We start from the raw sequence: 20,655 nt of genomic DNA on the forward strand, positions 1-20,655 counted from the left end.
TCAGGTCAGACCAAGCCCGGGCGGCAGGCCGAGGCCGCCGGTCAGTGCCTGCATCTTTTCCATCGCCGCGGTTTCCGCCTTGCGCCGCGCGTCATTATGCGCGCTCACCAAGAGATCCTCGAGCACCTCGCGCTCTTCGGCCTTCATCAGCGACGGATCGATCTTAACGCCCTTCACTTCCATCTTCGCGGTCATGCGCACGGCGACCAGCCCGCCGCCGGAGATGCCCTCGACCTCGAGATTGCCGAGCTCCTCCTGCATCGCCTGCATCTTGGATTGCAGTTGCGCGGCCTGCTTCATCATGCCGAGAAAATCAGCCATTCGTCCGTCCTCTCGAGCGTCCGATCAGTCGTCGTCGCCGTCGGAGCTCTCGTTCAAGTCATCAGCGATAATATTGGATTCCGGCGGCTCGGCGGCAAGCCGGCGCACCTCGACCACCTTGGCGCCGGGAAATCGCGCCAGCACCTCCTGCACCCGCGGATCGGCCTCCGCGGCGCGGGCGTGCTCGTTCCGCGCCTGCTCGTTCTGCGAGCGCAGAGTCGGCTGGCCGGCCTCGTTGGAGACGATCACGGTCCAGCGCCGCCCGGTCCACAGTTCCAGCTTGCGGGAGAGGTCGTTGACCAGCCCGCGCGCCGCGACGCGTTCCAGCGCAACTTCCAGCCGCCCGTCCTCGAAGCGGACCAGGCGCATGTCGGCTTCCAGCGCCGTCTTGGTCAGGATATCGCGCTTCTCGCCGGCGAGCGCCACCAGTTGCGGGAAGGTCGTGATTCGCAGCACGGGCGCGGAGTCCGTTTGTGCTGACGGTGCCATTTGCGGGCGGGCGGAGGCTTCCGCGCCTGAGCGGGGCGATGCCGGAGCACGCAACGGCGAAGCGGACATTGAAGATACCGGTGCGGAGGGTGCGGCCCGTGCCGGCGCCGCGCCGCCAGAGGCAATCTGCGTCCCTCCGCCGTTCTGGTCGAGCATCCGGATCGCCTCGTCCGGCGTCGGCAGGTCGGCGACATAGGCAATGCGCACCAGCACCATTTCCGCGGCCGCCGCCGGCCGGGTCGCGGTCTGGACCTCGGCGATCCCCTTGAGCAGCATCTGCCACATCCGCGACAGCACCCGCATCGACAGCTTTGCGGCAAATTCCCGGGCGCGGACGCGCTCGGTCTCGCCGAACGCGACGTTGTCGGCGGTGGCGGGCACGATCTTCACGCGGGTGACGAAATTGACGAATTCGGCGAGATCGGACAGCACCACCACCGGATCGGCGCCGACGTCATATTGGCTGCGGAATTCGCCAAAGGCACTGGCGATGTCGCCGCGCGCCAGATGCTCGAACAGATCGATCACCCGGGTGCGGTCGGCCAAGCCCAGCATCTGCCGCACGGCATCGGCGCGCACGGTGCCCGCCGCATGGGCAATCGCTTGATCGAACAGCGACAACGAATCGCGCACCGAGCCTTCCGCAGCGCGGGCGATGATGCCGAGCGCCTCGGGCTCGACCTCGACGCCTTCCTTGGTCGCAATGTTGGCGAGATGCCCCATCAGCACGTCGGCTTCGACCCGGCGGAGATCAAAACGCTGGCAGCGCGACAGCACCGTGACCGGTACTTTGCGGATTTCGGTGGTGGCAAAGACGAATTTGGCGTGTTCGGGTGGCTCTTCCAGCGTCTTCAGGAAGGCGTTGAAGGCCGCCGTCGACAGCATGTGGACTTCGTCGATGATGTAGACCTTGTAGCGAGCGCTGGCCGGCGCATAGCGCACGCTGTCATTGATCTGGCGGACATCGTCGACACCGGTATGGGAGGCGGCGTCCATTTCCAGCACATCCATGTGCCGGCTTTCCATGATCGCCTGGCAATGCACGCCGAGGTCCGGCATGTGGATGGTCGGTCCCTTCACCGAGCCATCGGGCTTTTCGTAGTTGAGCGCACGGGCGAGAATCCGCGCCGTCGTGGTTTTGCCGACACCGCGGACGCCGGTCAGGATCCAGGCCTGCGGAATCCGCCCGGTTTCGAACGCATTCGAAACGGTGCGGACCATGGCCTCCTGGCCGATCAGGTCGTCGAAACTGGAGGGACGGTATTTTCGCGCCAGCACCCGGTAGGGCTTGGCGGTCTCGCCACCGAGACCACCTTGGCCGTCTGACTTGTCGGGGGGAGCGCCAGCATCACTCATCGGTCGATCCGCAACTGATTGTCTCTCGGGGCCGGCTTGCGGATAGGAACGAAATCTAGCGCATGGCGCGGACTGGCCGCTTTCCCGCTCGATTCGCTCGAAAAACAGGTAGGAGACTGACGAGCGACCCGATCCGGACCTCGTTAGGGCTGCTTCCTTCCGGACCTGACCCGGTTGGCGAGTGGCTCGTCCACCGCCAATCTCCCGGTCCCTATTTGGGGCCAAAAGGGCCGGAAAGCAAGCGGGGTTGGTGGGGCCATGCGCCGGAACACCCCCATTTCGTCATGGCCGGGCTTGACCCGGCCATCCACGTCTTGCTTCCTCAGCGTCGCGTAAAAAAGCCCGGATGCCGGGGTCTCTGGCGCGAAAACGCGCTTCCGCCCGGGCATGACGGCAGTTGTTTGCAGAACCACTCTCTGCAAGGCTATCTCCAGAATAGAGAACACTTGATGCCCTCTGACGCCTCCGCCTGGTCGCTGCACTCCCAGCTCCAAAAGGACACGATCGATATTGGCGACCTGCCGCTGTGCAAGGTGCTAGTCATCAAGGATGCGCATTACCCCTGGCTGCTGCTGGTGCCGCGCCGCGAGGGTGCGGTGGAAATCATCGACCTCGACGAGGTGGCGCAGGCGCAGTTGATGACCGAAATCGCCCGGGTCTCGCGGGCGCTGAAAGAGATCACCAAATGCGACAAGCTCAATGTCGCGGCGCTCGGCAATCTGGTGCCGCAGTTGCATGTCCACATTATCGCTCGCCGTACCAGCGACGCGGCCTGGCCGCGCCCGGTCTGGGGCGTGATGCCGCCGCTGGCGCATGACGCCGAGGAAGTCCAGAATTTCATCAACGCGCTTCGCCGCAAGATCTGGTTGGGTTGAATAGATGTCCGCATTCGACAGGTATCCGCTGGGAAGACCCGCATTCGTTACCAATATTCTGGATCGCGCGGCACATCTGCGCACCAATGACGAAAAACTGTTCGCGCTGGAGAACCAGCGCAACGCCGGCGCTTATGTGATCTACCGCGACTCGCTTCTGGTGAGACAGGAGGCCGAAGGGCCGCGCGTGCTGCTCGGCGTCGAAGAGGCCGTCAAGCTCGGCGCCAATCCCGGCACGATCTTTCTGGGCCTGCGCGACGGCGCGCCGATTTTCGGCATGGGCATTTCCGCCGCGGCCGTTGAAAAACTGATCGGACGCGACGACGTCGCCGTGACCGAGCTGCGCGGCATGGCGATGCAGGGCGCCGCCCCGCTGGAACAGCTATCCGCGATCGCCATGGCGAAATCGATGGTGACGTGGCATCAGCGCCATGGCTATTGCGCCAATTGCGGCACGCGCACCGCGATGAAGGAGGGCGGCTGGAAGCGCGAGTGTCCGAGCTGCAAGGCCGAGCATTTTCCGCGCACCGACCCGGTCGTGATCATGCTGGTGACGTCAGGGGACAAATGCCTGCTGGGCCGGCAGAAGCAGTTCATGCCCGGGATGTGGTCATGTCTGGCCGGCTTCGTCGAAGCGGCCGAGACCATCGAGGACGCGGTCCGCCGCGAGATTTTCGAGGAATCCGGCATCCACTGCACCGACGTCAGCTATTACATGACCCAGCCATGGCCCTATCCGTCCTCGCTGATGATCGGATGCTCCGCGCGCGCGCTCAACGAGGATATCGTGGTGGATCGCGTAGAACTCGAGGACGCGCGCTGGTTCAGCCGCGACGAGGTCGCATTGATGCACCGACGCGAACATCCTGATGGCTTATTTGCCGCACATCCGTTTGCGATAGCGCACCATCTGATCGGCCGCTGGGTGCATGGGGGAAACGAAACCAGCGCATAGCGGGAACCGTCCATGGGCCAGTCGATTAACTCCGGACCCTGGTTCCGGCAGAAGGCGGAACCCACATGACGGATTCTCCGATGAACTTTCAAGACAAGGCGCCCAAACTCCCGCCGCGGATTCTCTGCATCGGCATGCCGGTGCGCGACCTGACCTTTCATACGCCGGGCGTTCCCGGGCGCGGCTCCAAGGAGAACGCCACCGCATTCGACGAAATCTGCGGCGGCAACGCGCTCAATGGCGCGATCGGCATCGTTCGGCTCGGTGGCCGCGCCTCGATCTGCGGGCCGATGGGCGACGCCAAGGAAACCTCGAGCCGCTTCATCTTCGATCAGATGGCTCAAGAGGGCATCGAGACGAAGCATCTCATCCACATGCCGGGGCTGGTGACACCGATCTCGGCGGTGATGATCGATCCGTCCGGCGAGCGCACCATCGTGACCTTCCGCGATCCGAAACTGTGGCATGTGAAGTTGCCCGACTTCGACACACTGCTGGACGATTGCGCCGCCATCCTCACCGAGAGCCGCTGCGCCGAATTCTGCACCGAGCTTTGCGCCGAGGCCGTCCGGCGCGGCATTCCCGTGATCGTCGACGTCGATCGCGCGATGTCGCTGCGCGAGGGCCTGCTGAACGCCTCCACGCATCTGGTGTTCTCCAGCGAGCCACTGCAGGAGACCGCCGACGTCTCCGACGACGCCCAGGCGCTTAAGAAAATCGCAAAGCTGACCCCGTCCTTCCTGGCCGGCACGCGCGGCCCCCGGGGCACGATCTGGCTCGACGAGAACGGCGGTATCCAGGAAACCCCGGCCTTCCCGGTACACACGGTAGATACCCTCGGCGCCGGGGACGTGTTCCACGGTGCATTTGCGCTGGCCATCACCGAGAAGCAGGAACTGCGGCAGGCGCTCCGGTTCGCCTCCGCCGCGGCAGCGCTGAAATGCACCCGCTTTGGTGGCGCCTTCGCAGCGCCCCAACGTGTTGAAGTTGAAGAGCTTTTGAGTCACGGCCAAAGCGCGGGCGTGGTCCGGGCCGGTCAATAGTTGGGCTTGCACGAGAAGATTTTTCTATATATGAGGTATCAAAACCTTGTCTATGGAACAATTTTCTCATGACCGACCTCGCCATTCAGCTCCACGAAGGCAACCGCCGCCTGGATGCCATCGACCGCAAGATCCTCACCGTATTGCAGGAGGACGCCTCCCTTTCCGTCGCCGAGATCGGCGACCGGGTCGGACTGTCGTCAACACCGTGCTGGAAGCGCATCCAGCGGCTGGAGGCCGACGGCGTGATTCTGCGGCGGGTAGCGCTGGTCGATCAGAACAAGATCGGCCTCGGCATTTCGGTGTTCGTCTCGGTCGAGAGCTCCGATCATTCGGAAGCATGGCTGAAGGCCTTCGCCAGCGCGGTCAGCGCCATGCCCGAGGTAATGGAATTCTACCGCATGGCCGGCGACGTCGATTACATGCTGCGCGTCGTGGTCGCCGACATGGCGAGCTACGACGTGTTCTACAAGAAGCTGATCAGCGCCGTGCCACTGAAGAACGTCACCTCGCGCTTTGCGATGGAGAAGATCAAGTCGGTGACCGCGCTGCCGGTGCCGGCGGCGTAGGAGATGTAGAGCCTCAATCAATGAGGGCGGTCACGAGCAAGCCTAACGCGATCACGGCAAGAGCTGCGCGCGCGACATGAGAGTATTCCCAGCGGTCGCGAAGATAGGTCCAATCTGCTTGCCCTGAGCGCGTCGACCCGCTGCTACCGAATCTGAAAAAGGCAGCGCCGGCGCCTTGCAGATTGACATCCCTGACCCAGAAATTATTCACGGGGTGGATGAATGCCCAATAGACGACCTGCATCAGGGCTAGCGCACAGCAGGCGCCAAGCGTCAGCCAGAAACTCAGACTCCCTGACGGCGTCAAAAACGCGAGCAGTGCCGTCAACAACACGCTTACCGGCTCGGCTGCTCCGCCAATCGTGAAGCCGGGATAATAGATCGCTTGGACCGCCAGATATTGCTCCTTCTGCAACCGCATTTTGCCGGGTAATTCCAGTGCATGAGCGAGCGCCAGCGCCATGGCGATCGCAACGACGACAACTGCGGATATCTTCAAGAGAACCATGAGCGCAAGCCTTGCAGCTTTACCGGTTGCCCCCCGTAACGCAGTCAAATCGAAAGCGTTCCGGGGCAACACGAACAGTTGCAGGCCGATGGCTGCGGGCCGGCGAGATGGAGCGGTCTTCTAGATCTTCTGATTATACTCGCCGACTTCGGGATGCGTGCGCAGCACGGAATCCATCGCCTCGAACATGTCGCGCATGCGCTGTTCGGAGACCGGGCTCTCGACCACTACCACAAGCTCCGGCTTGTTGGATGAGGCCCGCACCAGGCCCCAGCTTCCGTCCTCGACCGTGACGCGCACGCCGTTGACGGTGACGAGATCGCGGATCTTCTGGCCGGCGACCTTGTCGCCCTTCTTCTGCAGCGCTTCAAAATGCTTCACCACGGCATCCGCCACGCCGTACTTCACCTCGTCACCGCAATGGGGCGACATCGTCGGCGACGACCAGGTCTTGGGAATCGCGTTCTTCAGGTCGGCCATCGACTTATCCGGCGCGCGATCGAGCATCTCGCAGATCGCGATCGCCGAGACCAGGCCATCGTCATAGCCGCGACCGAACGGCTTGTTGAAGAAGAAGTGGCCTGACTTTTCGAACCCCGCCAACGCGCCCATCTCGTTGGTGCGGCGCTTCATGTAGGAATGGCCGGTCTTCCAGTAGGCGGTTCTTGCGCCCTGCTTTTGCAGCACCGGGTCCGTCACGAACAGGCCGGTCGATTTCACGTCGACGACGAACTGCGCATCCTTGTGGATCGCTGACATGTCGCGCGCCAGCATCACGCCGACCTTGTCGGCGAAGATTTCCTCGCCGGTATTGTCGACAACACCGCAGCGATCGCCGTCGCCGTCGAAGCCCAAGCCGACATCGGCCTTGTGCTTGAGCACGGCGTCGCGGATCGCGTGCAGCATTTCCATGTCTTCAGGGTTCGGATTGTATTTCGGAAAGGTGTGGTCGAGCTCGGTGTCGAGCGGGATCACCTCGCAACCGATCGCCTCCAGCACCTGCGGCGCAAACGCGCCCGCGGTGCCGTTGCCGCAGGCGGCAACGACCTTGAGCTTGCGCTTCAGCTTGGGACGACTGGTGAGATCGGCGATGTAGCGCGCCGGGAAATTCTCGTGGAATTGGTAGGAGCCGCCGACCTTGTTCTTGAACTCGGCGTTGAGCACGATTTCCTTCAGCCGCGTCATCTCGTCGGGACCGAAAGTGAGCGGGCGGTTGGCGCCCATCTTGACGCCGGTCCAGCCATTGTCGTTATGCGACGCCGTCACCATCGCGACGCAGGGCACGTCGAGATCGAACTGCGCGAAATAGGCCATCGGCGTTACCGCAAGTCCGACGTCATGCACCTTGCAGCCCGCCGCCATCAGACCGGAAATCAGCGCGTACTTGATCGAGGCCGAATAGCCGCGGAAATCATGGCCGGTGACGATTTCCTGTTTGACGCCAAGTTCCGCAATCAGCGCGCCGAGCCCCATGCCCAGCGCCTGCACGCCCATCAGGTTGATTTCCTTCTCGAACAGCCATCGCGCATCATATTCGCGAAAGCCGGTTGCCTTCACCATCGGCCCGGATTCGAAGGCATAGGTATTCGGAACCAGCGCGGATTTGGGCTTCGGAAACATGAAATGACCTTGTCGTGAATGCTGAGGGAACCGCAGCCATAGCGAATACGCAGGCCGGGCGATAGCGGGCCGGCGCGTTGTGGCGATCAATTGCGGCGGTTTGGTAGCCGGGTAACCTTACTGTTCCAGCACAAGCCTGCCGTTGGCATAGTTGAAGCGTTTCAGCTTCGACAGGAACGACATGCCGAGCAGGTTTTCCGACAGCGCTTCGTCCGGCAGCACCAGCGCGTCGACGTCCCGCACCACCAGACCGCCGAGGTCGATCATCGCCAGCCGCGCGCGCGCGGCCTTGATGGTGCCGTTGGCGGTGGAGACAGTCGCGTTGTAGTCGCTGAGGGAAGGACGCAGGCCGAAGCGGGCCGCGGACTTCTCATTCAACGCCACCAGCGAGGCGCCGGTATCGACCAGGAAATTGATGCGCTGGCCGTCGATGTGGCCGTCGGTCTGGAAATGACCGCGGGCATCGCGGGGAATGTCGAGGGTGCGGCCGGAGGCTTGCGCGACCGTTTGCGGCGGAGCCTTTTTCGGCGGTGCGCTGGCGGGTGCCGGCGCCGGTGCCGCCGACATCTTGCTCGCCATCTGCCCCATATAGGTGCCGAGGCCAACCAGAACGGCGGCAAGGATCATCAGGTTACGCATACGCCACGCTCGCTTTGCCAGACCACCGATATCACCACGCCAGTCGCGAACCCGCGACTAACGGCGATGGCCGGGCCTGCCATTTTGACGAAAAGGATGAGTGAAGCGTTAACGGGGCCGTCTTCAACCTCGCCCCGCTTGCGGGGGAGAGGTCGGGATTGCGGAGCAATCCGGGTGAGCGGGTACGGCTATCTCGGCACCGGTACTCGCAGAGACAAACCCTCTCCCCGCGAAGAGCGGGGAGAGGTGGTTAACTGACTTACGTCCCCCGCGGCTTAACCCTTCGCGTCGGCAGCGCATTCGCCGGGTCTTCCGGCCAGGGGTGGCGGGGATAGCGGCCGCGCAGGTCGGAGCGCACGGCGGCATAGCTGCCGCGCCAGAAGCCCGGAAGGTCGCGTGTCACCTGCACCGGCCGCTGCGCCGGGGACAGCAATTCCAGCACCAGCGGCACAGCGCCTTTGGCGATCGAGGGATGGGTGTTGAGCCCGAACAATTCCTGCAGGCGCACGGCAATGGTCGGGCCCTGCTCGGCCTCGTAGTCGATGGCCAGCATGGTGCCGGTCGGCGCCTCGAAATGCGTCGGCGCCTCGCGCTCCAGCCTCGCGCGCAACTCCCACGGCAATAGAGTCATCAGCGCGTCCGAGAGATCACCAGGCGAAAAATCCTTCAGCGAGGTCTTGTCGTAGAGCGCCGGTACCAGCCAGTTCTCGCTGTCGGCCGCGAGCGCCGCATCCGACAGGTCGGGCCAGCTTTCGCCCTCCGCCTTGCGCAGAAACATCACGCGGTCGCGCCACTGCTTCAGCGCTTTCGACCACGGCAATTTGTCGAGCCCGGCGGCGATCAATCCCGCGGCGAAAATGCGCGCGGTCTCCGCCGAGGGCGACAGTGCCATCGGCGCTTCCGACAGCGTGATCGCGTGCAATGTCCGCTTGCGGCGCGCGCGTAGCGCCATCGCGCTGCGATCGAACGAGATCTCATCCGCATTCTCGATCTGGTCGGCAAAGCGCGTTTCGATATCGGCCTGCGCGATCGGCGCGGCAAGGAGGATGCGTCCTTGCGCGGCGGTGCCGGTCAGTTCGCCCACCGCGATATAGGGCGTGCGCGCCAGCGACGAGGCTTGCTCGACAGCGGCGCCGCGGCCATTGGCGAGAACAAAGCTGCCATTTCCGCGATTGCGCGCGACACGATCCGGAAAGGCAAGCGCGAGCATGATGCCGGTGGAGGGCGAGGCGTCCTCTTCGGGCGCCCCCTCCGTTGTCGCCACTTGTTGCGCCCAGCGCTGCGCCAGGCTGCGGGCGCTGGTCGCGCGGGGCGAGCGGTCGCGGCGGAATTGGTCGAGCCTGACGTCGAGATCGACGCTGTCGCCGCCGAGCCCGCGCTCGGTCAGGATCGCCGCGATTTCGGCCGCCTCTTCGCCCGCCCCCAGCCGATGCGAATCCACGATCATGCGCGCCAGCCGCGGCGGCAGCGCCAACGCCCGCAGGCTGTGGCCTTCCGCGGTGATCCGGCCATCGCCGTCAAGCGCGCCGAGTTCGAGGAGCAGGCTGTTGGCCTCTTTCAATGCCGGCGCAGGCGGGGGGTCGAGAAACGCCAGCGTTGCGGGATCGCGGACGCCCCATTGCGCGAGATCGAGCACCAGCGAGGAAAGATCGGCCGAGAGAATTTCCGGCTGGGTGTAAGCGGCAAGCGACGCGGTCTGCGGCTCGTCCCATAGCCGGTAGCAGACACCGGGCTCGGTGCGGCCGGCGCGGCCGCGGCGCTGATCGACCGCGGCGCGCGAGGCGCGCACGGTTTCCAGGCGCGTCAGGCCAATATCGGGCTCATAGCGCGGCACCCGCGCCAAGCCGGAATCGACGACGATGCGGACGCCCTCGATGGTCAGCGAAGTCTCGGCAATCGATGTTGCCAGCACGACCTTGCGCGTTCCTTTCGGCGCCGGTGCGATGGCACGGTCCTGCACGGCTGCATCAAGTGCGCCGAACAGCGGCACGATTTCCACACTCGCATCATGAACCCGCTCGGCGAGAAAATTCTGCGTGCGGCGGATTTCGGCGGCCCCCGGCAGGAAAGCCAAAACCGAACCGGGATCGGCACGCAGCGCGGTGGCGATCGCATCCGCCATCTGCCGCTCGATCGGCGCATCCGCCTTGCGGCCGAGATAGCGCGTCTCGACCGGAAAGGCGCGGCCTTCGCTCGCAACCACCGGCGCGTCGCCGAGCAGTTTACCGACCCGCGCGCCGTCGAGCGTTGCCGACATCACCAGGATACGCAGATCTTCGCGCAAGCCGGTCTGCGCGTCGCGGGCAAGCGCGAGCCCCAGATCGGCATCGAGCGAGCGCTCATGGAATTCGTCAAACAGCACGGCGGCGACGCCGTTCAATTCAGGGTCATCGAGAATCTGCCGCGAGAAGATTCCCTCGGTGACGACCTCGATCCGGGTCGCGCGCGAGATCTTTGAGCCGAAGCGGACGCGATAGCCGACGGTCTCCCCCGCCCGCTCGCCGAGCGTCCGCGCCATCCGCTCCGCGCTGGCCCGCGCCGCGATCCGCCGCGGCTCGAGCATGATGATCTTCTTGTTCTTCAGCCACGGTGCCTCGAGCAACGCCAGCGGCACCCGCGTGGTCTTGCCGGCGCCGGGAGGAGCCACCAGCACCGCGGTGTTGTTGCCCGCAAGCGTGCGATCGAGTTCGTCGAGCACCGCGTCGATCGGAAGAGGGGTGTCGAATGTGCGGGACAAGATATCACCACGTCGTCATGCCCGGCCTTGTGCCGGGCATTCACGTCTTTCTTCGCCGCCAGAAATCAAGACGTGGATGGCTGGGCATAGGCGAGCGGAAGCGACGCCGTCCTTCGGACGGCTACGCCCGGCCATGACCGAATTCCCGGCAGCGTGACAGCGTATCAAATTCCGGGCTCAGACGCCCGCCCCACGCTCTCATAGGTAAAGCCGTGCGCCGCCATGTCCTCGGGACGGTAGATGTTGCGCAGGTCGACCACGACGGGCTGTGCCATCGCACCCTTGATACGCTCCAGGTCGAGCGCGCGGAATTGCACCCATTCGGTGACGATCACCATGGCGTCCGCTCCCTTCACGCACTCATAGGGATCGTCGCAATACTCGATCTCGGGCAGTTCCTTTTTCGCCTGCTCCATGCCGACCGGATCGTGCGCGCGCACTTTCGCACCCATGTCGAGCAGGCCGGTGACCAGCGGGATCGACGGCGCCTCGCGCATGTCGTCGGTGTCGGGCTTGAAGGTGAGGCCGAGCACCGCAACCGTCTTGCCGCGCAGGTTGCCGGCGGCACTCGACACCTTGCGCGCCATCGCCCGCTTTCTGATGTCATTGACGCCGAGCACGGCCTCGACGATGCGCAGTTGCACATCATGATCCTGCGCGATCTTGACCAGCGCGCGGGTATCCTTCGGAAAGCAGGAGCCGCCGAAACCCGGGCCGGCGTGCAGGAATTTCGAGCCGATGCGATTGTCGAGCCCGATACCGCGCGCGACCTGCTGCACGTCGGCGCCGACCTTTTCGGAGAGATCGGCAATCTCGTTGATGAAGGTGATCTTGGTGGCGAGGAACGCGTTCGCCGCGTATTTGATCAGCTCAGCCGTGCGCCGCGCCGTAAACATCACGGGCGCCTGGTTCAGCGACAGCGGCCGGTAGACGTCGCCGAGCACCTTGCGCCCGCGTTCGTCGTCGGTGCCGACCACGATGCGGTCGGGGAATTTGAAGTCGCGGATCGCCGCTCCCTCGCGCAAAAATTCCGGATTGGAGGCGACCACCACATCGGCCGACGGATTGGCTTCGCGGATCAGCCGCTCGACCTCGTCGCCGGTGCCGACCGGCACGGTCGATTTCGTCACCACCACCGTAAAGCCCGAGAGCACTGCGGCGATCTCGCGCGCGGCGCTGTAGACGTAAGTGAGGTCGGCATGGCCATCGCCGCGCCGCGACGGCGTGCCGACCGCGATGAAAACGGCATCGGCTTCCGCGACCGGCGCCGTCAGGTCGGTGGTGAAGTCCAGCCGGTTGGCCTTGACGTTGGAGGCGACAAGCGCGTCGAGCCCGGGCTCGAAAATCGGGATTTCACCTCTGCGCAGGGCTTCGATCTTGCCGGCATCCTTGTCCACGCAGGTGACCCGGTGGCCGAAATCCGCAAAGCAGGCGCCGGATACCAGCCCCACATAGCCCGTGCCGATCATGGCAATCCGCATGAAAACAACCCGTATTTGATGGTTAACGCCAACGGCGAATTTGCCGGCGTCTTAGAACATTTTTCAGCAAAAGGGAAAACCGGAAAAGCGCGCGATTCCGGCATGTCATTTGAATGAATAAAGGAGAAAGCAACGGATCGGGCCGAAGATGCGGCCGCCTCGCGCCGAAAAGGGACACTGATGACTTCAAACGGCACATCCGCTTCCCCACGCATCGACTGGGTGGACTATGCCAAGGGCATCTGCATCGTCATGGTCGTGATGATGCATTCGGTGCTGGGCGTGGAAAAAGCGGCCGATCAGACCGGTTTCATGCATGCCTTCGTGATGTTCGCAAAACCGTTCCGGATGCCGGATTTCTTCCTGATTTCGGGCCTGTTCCTGGCAGTCGTGATCGATCGCAACTGGCGCACCTATCTCGACCGCAAGGTCGTGCACTTTGCCTATTTCTATCTGCTGTGGGTGGCGATCCAGTTCGGCTTCAAGGCGCCGGGCTTTGCCGCGGAAGGCGGCTGGCAGCATGTCGGCATGCTGTATCTGCAAACCTTCATCGAGCCGTTCGGTACGCTCTGGTTCATTTATCTGCTGCCGGTGTTCTTCATCGTCACAAAACTGTCACGCAAGTTGCCGTCGGCTGCGATCTGGATCGTGGCCGCGGCGCTGGAGATGGCGCATGTCGCGACCGGCTGGACCGTGATTGACGAATTTTGCGGGCACTTCGTCTATTTCTATTCCGGCTACCTGTTTGCTTCTTACGTATTCGCTCTGTCGGATCGTTCACGGGAGAAGCCCGTGCTGGCGCTTGCCGGCCTCGCACTGTGGGCGATCGTCAACGGCGCGCTGGTCGCGTCCGGCTTTGACGAATGGCCGCTGGTTTCGCTCGCGCTTGGGTTTGCGGGCGCAGGCGCCATTATCGTCATGGGCACGCTGCTGGCGCGGATGCAGTGGCTGAACTTCCTGCGCTATTGCGGCGAGCATTCCATCGTCATCTATCTCGCCTTCTTCCTGCCGATGGCGGTGACCCGAACGCTGCTGCTCAAGACCGGGATGATCGCCGATATCGGGATGGTTTCCCTGATCGTGACCGTTGCCGGCGTCGCGGGTGCGGTTCTGATCTGGCGGCTGGCGCTGGCGGTGCGGGCGAACTTCCTGTTCGAGCGGCCCGCCGCGTTCTGGATCGCGCCGAAAAAGGCCCGGCCCGCACTGCAGCCGGCGGAATAGGTCCGCGATCACAGCAAGCTCGTCATGCCCGGACTTGATCCGGGCATCTATCGCTTTCTTCACAGGAAGATGGATGGCCGGGTCAAGCCCGGCCATGACAAGAGAATCTGTGGTCGATCCACCTCCCAAGGCTGTCAATCCGCGCAAAAATCCTTAAATTTCGGCCATGCCGAAATCAGCCCCCAAAGCCGCCGCCAAACCCGCTCCCGCCGCCTCCCCAACCAAAGCGCCCGCCAAAAATCCGGGCAAGGGCGACCATGTGTTCCTGGTCGACGGTTCCTCGTACATTTTCCGCGCCTATCACGCGCTGCCGCCGCTGAACCGAAAATCCGACGGGCTGCAGGTCAATGCGGTGCTCGGCTTCTGCAACATGCTGTGGAAGCTGCTCCGCGACATGCCGGAGGATGACCGGCCGACGCATCTGGCGATCGTGTTCGACAAATCCGAGATCACGTTCCGCAACAAGCTCTATCCCGATTACAAGGCGCACCGACCGCCGGCGCCCGATGATCTGATTCCGCAATTTGCATTGATCCGCGAGGCGGTGCGCGCGTTCGACCTGCCCTGCCTGGAACAGGTCGGCTTCGAGGCCGACGATCTGATCGCGACCTATGTCCGCATCGCCTGCGAGCGCGGCGCTTCCGCCACCATCGTGTCCTCGGACAAGGACCTGATGCAACTCGTGACCGACTGCGTCACCATGTACGACACCATGAAGGATCGCCGCATCGGCATCCCTGAGGTGATCGAGAAATTCGGCGTTCCGCCGGAGAAGGTGGTGGAGGTGCAGGCGCTGGCCGGCGATTCCACCGACAACGTGCCGGGCGTACCCGGCATCGGCGTCAAGACCGCCGCCCAACTGATCATTGAATATGGCGACCTGGAGCAGCTGCTGTTCCGCGCCGGCGAGATCAAGCAGCCGAAGCGGCGCGAGGCCTTGATCGAGAACGCCGAGAAGGCGCGGATTTCGCGGCAACTGGTGCTGCTCGACGACAAGGTCGATCTCGAAGTGCCGCTCGACGACCTCGCCGTGCATGAGCCCGACGCGCGCAAGCTGATCGCGTTCCTGAAGGCGATGGAATTCTCCACCCTCACCCGCCGTGTCGCCGAATATTCGCAGATCGATCCAGCCGACATCGAGCCGGATGCAGGCAACAAAAGCGGCGCCAGTGTTTTCGCGGTGCCACCATCAGGCAAGAAGCCGGAGGGCTACTCTGAGGGCGCAACGCTGTTCGACGCCCCGCCCGCCGGCAAAGCGGGGCCCGCCCCGGGCAAGACCGGCGGCGACAAGCAGGATAAATCCGCCAGCCACAGGGGCTCGCCGGTCTCGCTCGCCGCCGTGCGCGCCGAGGCGTTGCGAAAACTGCCGGTCGACCGCGGCAAGTACCAGACCATTGGCAATGCCACCGAACTCAAGGCCTGGATTACGCGCGCTTACGATGCCGGCGCTTTCGCGATCGACGCCAAGGCGAACTCGGACGATCCGATGCAGGCCGACATCTGCGGCATCGCGCTGGCGCTGGCGCCGAACGACGCCTGCTACGTGCCGCTCGCCCACAAGCAGCCCGGCGGCGGCGCGGGCCTGTTCGACGCCGGATTGGCGCCGGACCAGATCAAGGCGGGCGATGCGCTGGCCGCGCTGAAGCCGCTGCTGGAATCCGCAGGCATTCTCAAGATCGGCTTTAACATCAAGTTCAATGCCGTGATGCTGGCGCAGCACGGCGTCACCCTGCGCAATGTCGATGACGCGCAGTTGATGTCGTACGCGCTCGATGCCGGGCGCAACTCGCACGCGCTGGAATCGCTCGCCGAACGCTGGTTCGGCCATGCCGTCCTCAGCCATGGCGAGCTCACCGGCAGCGGCAAGAACAAACTAACCTTCGACCAGGTTGCGATCGACAAGGCGACCGCCTATTCGGCCGAAAGCGCCGACATGATCTTGCGGCTGCACCGCGCGCTGAAACCGCGGCTCGCCGCCGAGCGCCTGACGACGGTCTATGAGACGCTGGAGCGGCCGCTGGTCACCGTGCTGGCACGGATGGAGCGGCGCGGCATTTCGATCGATCGCCAGGTACTGTCGCGGCTGTCGGGCGATTTCGCCCAGACCGCGGCGCGGGTCGAAGCCGAGTTGCAGGAAATTGCCGGCGAGCCGATCAATGTCGGCAGCCCCAAGCAGATCGGCGACATCATCTTCGGCAAGATGGGAATACCCGGCGGCACCAAGACCAAGACCGGCGCGTGGTCGACCTCGGCACAGATCCTCGACGAACTTGCCGAACAGGGCCACGAATTCCCGAAGAAGATTCTGGAATGGCGGCAGGTGTCGAAACTGAAATCGACCTACACCGACGCACTGCCGGAATACGTTCACCCGCAGACCCATCGCGTGCACACGACCTACGCGCTGGCCGCGACCACCACGGGGCGGCTATCGTCGAACGAGCCGAACCTGCAGAACATTCCGGTGCGCACCGAGGACGGCCGCAAGATCCGCCGCGCCTTTGTCGCGACGCCCGGCCACAAGCTGGTGTCGGCGGACTATTCACAGATCGAATTGCGGCTACTGGCTGAGATCGCCGACATTCCCGTGCTGAAGCAGGCGTTCCGCGACGGACTCGACATTCACGCCATGACGGCGTCCGAAATGTTCGGCGTGCCGATCAAGGACATGCCGGGCGAAGTGCGGCGCCGGGCCAAGGCGATCAATTTCGGCATCATCTACGGCATCTCGGCGTTCGGCCTCGCCAACCAGCTCGGCATCGCCCGCGAGGAAGCCTCCGCCTACATCAAGAAATACTTCGAGCGCTTCCCGGGCATCCGCGCCTACATGGACGAGACGCGGGAGTTCTGCCGGACAAACGGCTATGTCACGACGCTGTTCGGCCGAAAGTGTCATTACCCCGACATCAAAGCCTCCAACGCCTCGGTCCGCTCCTTCAACGAGCGCGCCGCGATCAACGCGCGGCTGCAAGGCACCGCCGCCGACATCATCCGCCGCGCCATGACGCGGATGGACGACGCACTGGCGGAGAAGAAGCTGTCGGCGCAGATGCTGCTGCAGGTGCATGACGAGCTGATCTTCGAAGTACCCGACGCAGAGGTGGCGGCGACGCTGCCGGTGGTGCAGCACGTGATGCAGGACGCGCCGTTCCCGGCGGTCGTGCTCTCGGTGCCGCTGCAAGTGGACGCGCGCGCGGCGAATAACTGGGAAGAGGCGCATTAGAGCGCCGCTGACGCGGCGCTCCTTAACCTCGCCCCGCTTGCGGGGAGAGGTCGGATCGCCGTTGCGATCCGGGTGAGCGGGTACCGGACCCACCACGAGCAGGACTCGCGGATAGAGCCCCTCACCCCGACCCTCTCCCCGCAAGAGCGGGGCAAGGGAGTGCACCGTCGATTGTGGCGCGCACAAATGTCCTCGGAGCAATATACGAAATGACATCGCGGCGTAGCGCACGCTAGAAACGTGCCCATCACTTCCGCGAGTCTCCCATGCCACACATCGCAACACTGCTCGGCTTCGCCCTGGTCTCGCTCGGCATGGGTGCTGACGCCGGGGCCGAACATGATCTACCTGATCTCGCGCTCGATCACGCAAGGGCCCGCAGCGGGGATCGTGTCGCTCGGCGGTGTCGCGCTCGGCTTCGTGTTCTACATGCTGTGCGCGGCGTTCGGCATCACGGCGTTGTTGTTCGCGGTGCCCTACGCCTATGACGCGCTGCGGTTCGCCGGCGCTGCCTACTTGCTGTGGCTGGCGTGGCAGGCACTGAAACCGAACGGGCGCTCGCCGTTTCAGGTGAAGAAGCTCGCCGCCGACGGCCCGCGCAAATTATTCGCGATGGGGTTCGTCACCAATCTGCTCAATCCGAAGATCGCGATGCTGTATCTGGCGCTGCTGCCGCAGTTCATCGATCCTGCGGTCGGCAGCGTGCTGACGCAGTCGCTCGTGCTCGGCACGATCCAGACCGTAATCAGCGTCAGCGTGAACGCGATGATCGCGCTCGCCGCCGGATCGATCGCGATGTTCCTCGGTACGCGGCCGACATGGCTGTTGGTGCAGCGCTGGCTGATGGGCACCGTGCTGGCGGGGCTTGCGGTGAAGATGGCGTTCGAGGCGAAGCGGGCGTAGCGCCCTTCCCCTCTCCCCTTGTGGGAGGGGTGGATCAATCGCGCGGTGAGGGGTCCGTCTCCGCGGAGAGAACCCCTCATCCGGCGTGGACTGCGTCCACGCCACCTTCTTCCACAAGGGGAGAAGGAAGAAAGCAAGGCGCTTCCGCTAATCCAGCTTCGCTTCCATGCCGCGCTTGGTCGCCGGGCGGGCCATCAGTGCGTTGTACCAGCGCTCGACGTTCGGGAAATCCTTCAGCTCCACCTTGTGGCGCGGGTGGCGCCAGGCCCAGCCGAGAATGGCGAAGTCGGCGACCGACAGCGCGTCTGCCACGAATTCGCGGTCGGCCAGCCGCCGATCGAGGACGCCATAGAGCCGGCGCGTCTCGGTCATGTAGCGTTTCAGGCCGTAGGCGCGGTCGGTTTCATTCTCCAGCGCGATGAAATGATGTACCTGGCCCGGAAACGGCCCGAAGCCGCCCATCTGCCACATCAGCCATTCATAGACCGGGATCCGCTCGGCCAGCGGCTTCGGCAGGAACTTGCCGGTCTTTTCGCCGAGATAGAGCAGGATCGCGCCTGACTCGAAGATGCTGACCGGCTTGCCGCCCGGACCGTCGGGATCGACGATGGCCGGAATCTTGTTGTTCGGGCTGATCTTGATGAAGTCGGGCGCCATCTGCTCACCCTTGGTGATGTTGATCGGGATCACCTTGTAGGGCAGCTCCATTTCCTCCAGCGCGACCGAGATTTTGCGGCCGTTCGGCGTGTTCCAGGTGTGCAGTTCGATTGTCATTTTTGTTTTACCCCGCGGAAAGCGGGTATCCACTACCCCGGAACTCCGGGGCGTTACAACAGCGGCTGGGGCATACGAGCTCGCCGGCCTTTGAAGGTATCGGACATCGTGCCCTGTTGACGGCGCCGGATCGGCGCTGGAATGTGCCCGAGAGCGCCGATAGATTGCGGCCCGCCTGAAACCCCCAGGGGAAACCGCCTTTGTCCAAATCAGCCTCCCGCGCCCGCCTCGCCGAGATCATCCGCAGACGCTCGTTCGGACGCGGCGAGATCACACTGGCGTCGGGCCGCAAGAGCGACTTCTACTTCAACCTCAAGCCGACCATGCTCGACCCCGAAGGCGCGGCGCTGCTGGCCGAGCTGACCTACGAGGCGCTGAAGGACGACAACCTCGATTTCATCGGCGGGTTGGAGATGGGCGCCGTCCCGCTGGCGGGCGCGATCGCGCAGCTCTCCTGGATCAAGGGTCATCCGATCGCGGCCTTCTTCGTGCGCAAGAAGCCGAAGGAGCATGGCGCACGCCTCGCAGTAGAAGGGCTCGCCAAGGGCGAGACCCTGCAGGGCAAGCGCATCGTGATCGTCGAGGACGTCACCACGACCGGCGGCTCGGCGCTGAAGGCGGTTGAGGCCGTGCGCGATGCCGGCGGCGAGATCGTGCTGGTGCTCACCATGGTCGACCGCGAGGAAGGCGCGACCGAAGCCTTTGCGGAAGCAGGGCTCGAGTTTCGCTCGCTGTACAAGGCCGGTGAATTCTTGAAGGGGTGAGACGGCTAGTTTTCCGCACCCGCCGTCATGCCCGGGCTTGTCCCGGGCATCCACGTCTTGAGGCTAGCGTGGTTAGAAAGACGTGGATGGCCGGGTCAAGCCCGGCCATGACGCGGAGAGCGAAACTCCTCACTTGCCTCGGCATTTCTTTTCGGCCTTCTCGCCGCCAGTAAAAGCTCATTTACCATCCCCCGTTAAGGTTACCCGAACTGAAGCCTGTCGCGCTTCAGCGCGTTTGTTGCGTTGGGTGGAGTTGGCGTTGCGTACAGAGTTGGCTTTTTCGCGCGTGCGGCGCCGCGCGACGTTTGTGGCCGCCGCGACCCTGGCGAGTTCCCTCACGCTGGCACCCGGCAGCGTCTCCGCCGAAGGACTGTTCGATTTCCTGTTCGGCGGCATCCAGAAGCAGCAGGCGCGGCAGGCCCCCTCGCCGGCCAACTTCTTCGCCGATCCGTTCGGCAACCATCAGCCGCCCCAGCCCGCACCGGCGCCGCGCGTTGCGGGCTCCAGCGGCCCTGCGTTCTGCGTGCGTAGCTGCGACGGCAAATATTTTCCGCTGACCATGCGCGGTAATGTTTCTCCGGTTCAGACCTGCCAGGCCTTCTGCCCGGCGAGCGCGACCAAGGTGTTTTACGGCAGCAGCATCGATCATGCGACCGCGAGCGGCGGCGAGCGCTATGCCGACAGCGAAAACGCCTACGCCTACCGCAAGGCGCTGAGTGCCGATTGCACCTGCAACGGCAGGAGCCCGTCCGGGCTTGCGCCGGTCGATCTCACGCTGGACACCTCGCTCCGCTCCGGCGACGTCATAGCCACGACCGACGGTCTGGTCGCCTATACCGGCGTGCGCCTCGGCGCCGATCAGACCGCCGAGTTCACGCCCGTCGCCTCCTATCCCGGGCTGACGGCAGAAGTCCGCGCCCGGCTCGGCGAAATGAAGGTCGCGCCGGTCAGCGCGGAAACGGTCGCGGCGAACGCGCCGCTTCCCGAAACAAGACGCGACGTCGAGTTGCCGACCGCCTCGATACCGAAGACCGCTGCGCCGAAGCAGGCGAAGCGGGCGGAAGTGAACTAAAGCGGGACTGACGATCTTCCACCGCTGAGCCCGGACACAAAATATCGAAAACAACCCCATGCAAAGTAGAATGGGGCCGGGTCACGCGATTGATGCCCGAGTGCA

16 protein-coding genes, 1 other RNA gene and 1 pseudogene are annotated in these 20,655 nt (G+C 64.1%); 9 read left to right on the forward strand and 9 right to left on the reverse strand.

Features of this window, described 5'->3' with window-relative positions:
• The 3 genes from AC0QUY_RS05685 to ffs all read right to left on the reverse strand — a co-directional run bounded on the left by AC0QUY_RS05685 (position 1) and on the right by ffs (position 2,371).
• Positions 1-321: a YbaB/EbfC family nucleoid-associated protein gene (locus tag AC0QUY_RS05685; protein ID WP_161851493.1), complete on the reverse strand. Its 321-nt coding sequence runs from the start codon at positions 319-321 to the stop codon at positions 1-3.
• Between the two features lie 24 nt (positions 322-345).
• The gene (locus AC0QUY_RS05690; RefSeq protein ID WP_161851492.1) at positions 346-2,166 is read right to left on the reverse strand and encodes a DNA polymerase III subunit gamma/tau; all 1,821 of its coding nucleotides are present in this window, start codon (positions 2,164-2,166) and stop codon (positions 346-348) included.
• 108 nt (positions 2,167-2,274) lie between these two features.
• Positions 2,275-2,371: signal recognition particle sRNA small type (gene ffs, locus AC0QUY_RS05695), an RNA gene on the reverse strand.
• A gap of 244 nt (positions 2,372-2,615) precedes the next feature.
• On the opposite strand from ffs, the gene AC0QUY_RS05700 reads away from it, so the two are divergent.
• From AC0QUY_RS05700 to AC0QUY_RS05715, 4 genes are all read left to right on the forward strand, one after another.
• Positions 2,616-3,041: an HIT domain-containing protein gene (locus tag AC0QUY_RS05700; RefSeq protein ID WP_057857395.1), complete on the forward strand. Its 426-nt coding sequence runs from the start codon at positions 2,616-2,618 to the stop codon at positions 3,039-3,041.
• 4 nt (positions 3,042-3,045) lie between these two features.
• A complete protein-coding gene (gene nudC, locus AC0QUY_RS05705) occupies positions 3,046-3,996 on the forward strand; it encodes an NAD(+) diphosphatase (protein WP_161851491.1) in 951 nt (316 codons plus the stop codon).
• An 80-nt stretch (positions 3,997-4,076) separates the two neighbouring features.
• Positions 4,077-5,039 carry a sugar kinase gene (locus tag AC0QUY_RS05710; RefSeq protein WP_161851490.1) on the forward strand — a complete coding sequence of 321 codons (963 nt, stop codon included), beginning with the start codon at positions 4,077-4,079 and terminating at the stop codon, positions 5,037-5,039.
• A 68-nt stretch (positions 5,040-5,107) separates the two neighbouring features.
• Positions 5,108-5,608 (forward strand): Lrp/AsnC family transcriptional regulator, encoded by a 501-nt coding sequence (locus tag AC0QUY_RS05715; protein WP_161851489.1) that lies wholly within the window; start codon positions 5,108-5,110, stop codon positions 5,606-5,608.
• A gap of 13 nt (positions 5,609-5,621) precedes the next feature.
• Here AC0QUY_RS05715 and AC0QUY_RS05720 read toward each other — a convergent pair whose 3' ends face one another.
• From AC0QUY_RS05720 to AC0QUY_RS05740, 5 genes are all read right to left on the reverse strand, one after another.
• Positions 5,622-6,116 (reverse strand): anthrone oxygenase family protein, encoded by a 495-nt coding sequence (locus tag AC0QUY_RS05720; RefSeq protein ID WP_161851488.1) that lies wholly within the window; start codon positions 6,114-6,116, stop codon positions 5,622-5,624.
• A gap of 120 nt (positions 6,117-6,236) precedes the next feature.
• On the reverse strand, positions 6,237-7,736 hold the full coding sequence (locus AC0QUY_RS05725; RefSeq protein WP_475386093.1) for a phosphomannomutase/phosphoglucomutase: 1,500 nt from the start codon (positions 7,734-7,736) through the stop codon (positions 6,237-6,239).
• A 117-nt stretch (positions 7,737-7,853) separates the two neighbouring features.
• Complete coding sequence (locus AC0QUY_RS05730) at positions 7,854-8,375, reverse strand: TIGR02281 family clan AA aspartic protease (protein WP_161851486.1); 522 nt, start codon at positions 8,373-8,375, stop codon at positions 7,854-7,856.
• A 259-nt stretch (positions 8,376-8,634) separates the two neighbouring features.
• Positions 8,635-11,112 carry an ATP-dependent helicase HrpB gene (hrpB, locus tag AC0QUY_RS05735; RefSeq protein WP_475386094.1) on the reverse strand — a complete coding sequence of 826 codons (2,478 nt, stop codon included), beginning with the start codon at positions 11,110-11,112 and terminating at the stop codon, positions 8,635-8,637.
• Between the two features lie 164 nt (positions 11,113-11,276).
• A complete protein-coding gene (locus AC0QUY_RS05740; protein ID WP_161851484.1) occupies positions 11,277-12,593 on the reverse strand; it encodes a UDP-glucose dehydrogenase family protein in 1,317 nt (438 codons plus the stop codon).
• A gap of 180 nt (positions 12,594-12,773) precedes the next feature.
• Between AC0QUY_RS05740 and AC0QUY_RS05745 the strand changes: the two genes are divergently transcribed.
• The 3 genes and pseudogenes from AC0QUY_RS05745 (at position 12,774) to AC0QUY_RS05755 (ending at position 17,940) form a co-directional block, all read left to right on the forward strand.
• Positions 12,774-13,814 carry an acyltransferase family protein gene (locus AC0QUY_RS05745; protein WP_475386095.1) on the forward strand — a complete coding sequence of 347 codons (1,041 nt, stop codon included), beginning with the start codon at positions 12,774-12,776 and terminating at the stop codon, positions 13,812-13,814.
• A gap of 166 nt (positions 13,815-13,980) precedes the next feature.
• Positions 13,981-17,037, forward strand: coding sequence for a DNA polymerase I (gene polA / locus AC0QUY_RS05750; RefSeq protein ID WP_475386096.1), 3,057 nt, complete (start codon positions 13,981-13,983; stop codon positions 17,035-17,037).
• Positions 17,038-17,303: 266 nt separating this feature from the next.
• Positions 17,304-17,940 (forward strand): annotated as a pseudogene (locus tag AC0QUY_RS05755) (LysE family translocator).
• Positions 17,941-18,087: 147 nt separating this feature from the next.
• Here the strand turns inward: AC0QUY_RS05755 and AC0QUY_RS05760 are convergent.
• Positions 18,088-18,714: a glutathione S-transferase family protein gene (locus tag AC0QUY_RS05760; RefSeq protein WP_475386097.1), complete on the reverse strand. Its 627-nt coding sequence runs from the start codon at positions 18,712-18,714 to the stop codon at positions 18,088-18,090.
• Positions 18,715-18,914: 200 nt separating this feature from the next.
• Here AC0QUY_RS05760 and pyrE point away from each other — a divergent pair, with 200 nt between their 5' ends.
• A complete protein-coding gene (gene pyrE / locus AC0QUY_RS05765; RefSeq protein ID WP_475386098.1) occupies positions 18,915-19,478 on the forward strand; it encodes an orotate phosphoribosyltransferase in 564 nt (187 codons plus the stop codon).
• A 259-nt stretch (positions 19,479-19,737) separates the two neighbouring features.
• Positions 19,738-20,550: a DUF2865 domain-containing protein gene (locus AC0QUY_RS05770; protein ID WP_475386099.1), complete on the forward strand. Its 813-nt coding sequence runs from the start codon at positions 19,738-19,740 to the stop codon at positions 20,548-20,550.
• Positions 20,551-20,655: the final 105 nt, after the last annotated feature.

Source organism: Bradyrhizobium sp. WYCCWR15520 (assembly GCF_056174665.1).

Coding starts and splice junctions, on each gene's coding strand:
- AC0QUY_RS05685 (WP_161851493.1), bottom strand. CDS start 321: ATGGCTGATTTTCTCGGCATGATGAAGCAGGCCGCGCAACTGCAATCC.
- AC0QUY_RS05690 (WP_161851492.1), bottom strand. CDS start 2,166: ATGAGTGATGCTGGCGCTCCCCCCGACAAGTCAGACGGCCAAGGTGGT.
- AC0QUY_RS05700 (WP_057857395.1), top strand. CDS start 2,616: ATGCCCTCTGACGCCTCCGCCTGGTCGCTGCACTCCCAGCTCCAAAAG.
- nudC (WP_161851491.1), top strand. CDS start 3,046: ATGTCCGCATTCGACAGGTATCCGCTGGGAAGACCCGCATTCGTTACC.
- AC0QUY_RS05710 (WP_161851490.1), top strand. CDS start 4,077: ATGAACTTTCAAGACAAGGCGCCCAAACTCCCGCCGCGGATTCTCTGC.
- AC0QUY_RS05715 (WP_161851489.1), top strand. CDS start 5,108: ATGACCGACCTCGCCATTCAGCTCCACGAAGGCAACCGCCGCCTGGAT.
- AC0QUY_RS05720 (WP_161851488.1), bottom strand. CDS start 6,116: ATGGTTCTCTTGAAGATATCCGCAGTTGTCGTCGTTGCGATCGCCATG.
- AC0QUY_RS05725 (WP_475386093.1), bottom strand. CDS start 7,736: ATGTTTCCGAAGCCCAAATCCGCGCTGGTTCCGAATACCTATGCCTTC.
- AC0QUY_RS05730 (WP_161851486.1), bottom strand. CDS start 8,375: ATGCGTAACCTGATGATCCTTGCCGCCGTTCTGGTTGGCCTCGGCACC.
- AC0QUY_RS05740 (WP_161851484.1), bottom strand. CDS start 12,593: ATGCGGATTGCCATGATCGGCACGGGCTATGTGGGGCTGGTATCCGGC.
- AC0QUY_RS05745 (WP_475386095.1), top strand. CDS start 12,774: ATGACTTCAAACGGCACATCCGCTTCCCCACGCATCGACTGGGTGGAC.
- polA (WP_475386096.1), top strand. CDS start 13,981: ATGCCGAAATCAGCCCCCAAAGCCGCCGCCAAACCCGCTCCCGCCGCC.
- AC0QUY_RS05760 (WP_475386097.1), bottom strand. CDS start 18,714: ATGACAATCGAACTGCACACCTGGAACACGCCGAACGGCCGCAAAATC.